The 1,167-nt window shown below is 65.0% G+C and carries 1 protein-coding gene; it reads left to right on the forward strand.

Going from position 1 to position 1,167, the window contains the following annotated elements; all coding sequences use genetic code 11:
• A partial coding sequence (locus GH815_RS18690; RefSeq protein WP_153750230.1) for an AMP-binding protein occupies nucleotides 1–1,167 on the forward strand: 1,167 nt, incomplete at both ends.

The raw sequence follows: 1,167 nt of genomic DNA on the forward strand, positions 1-1,167 counted from the left end.
CAGACTTTACCCCCCCTCGCCTGATTTTGCGCGCGGAGCGCATGTTGACGGGGCGTTGTATGAGGAGATGTATCGCCGGTCGGTTGAGGATCCCGAGGGGTTCTGGGGGGAGCATGGGCGCCGTCTGGACTGGATCAAGCCCTATACGGAAGTGAAGAACACCAGCTTCCGCCCCGGCGAGGTCGAGATCCACTGGTTCCGGGACGGCACGCTGAACGTGGCGGCGAACTGCATCGACCGGCATCTGGCCAAGCGCGGCGACCAGACGGCGATCATCTTCGTGCCCGACGATCCGAAGGATCCGGTCGAGCATATCACCTATCGCGAACTGCACGAGAAGGTGAACCGGATGGCCAACGTCCTGCTTTCGCAGGGCGTGATGCGCGGCGACCGGGTGGTGATCTACCTGCCGATGATCCCCGAGGCGGCCTTTGCGATGCTGGCCTGCGCGCGGATCGGGGCGATCCATTCGATCGTGTTCGCGGGCTTCTCGGCCGATGGCCTGGCCAACCGGATCAACGATTGCGGCGCCAAGGTCGTCATCACCGCCGACACCGCGCCGCGCGGCGGGCGCAAGACCAATCTCAAGGCGAATACCGATGCCGCACTCCTGCACTGCTCGGACCGGGTGCGCTGCATGGTGGTCAAGCATACCGGCGACCAGACCACCTGGATCGACGGGCGCGACGTGGATGTGCTGGCGCTGATGGAACACGCGAGCCCCGACTGCCCCTCGCGCGAACTGGGCGCCGAGCATCCGCTGTTCATCCTCTATACCAGCGGATCCACCGGCAAGCCCAAGGGCGTGGTGCATTCCTCGGGCGGCTATCTGGTCTATGCCGCGATGACGATGGAATATGTCTTCGACTATCACGAGGGCGACATCTTCTGGTGCACCGCGGATGTGGGCTGGGTGACGGGGCACAGCTACATCGTCTACGGGCCGCTGGCGAATGGCGCGACCACGGTGATGTTCGAGGGCGTGCCGACCTACCCCGATGCCGGGCGGTTCTGGCAGGTCTGCGAGGCGCTGAAGGTCAACCAGTTCTACACCGCGCCGACCGTGATCCGCGCGCTGATGGGCCAGGGCACCGAATGGGTCGAGAAATACGACCTCTCCGCGCTCAAGGTGCTGGGCTCGGTCGGCGAGCCGATCAATCCCGAGGC

It is taken from the genome of Rhodovulum strictum, assembly GCF_009649175.1.
Taxonomy (GTDB): Bacteria; Pseudomonadota; Alphaproteobacteria; order Rhodobacterales; family Rhodobacteraceae; genus Rhodovulum; species Rhodovulum strictum.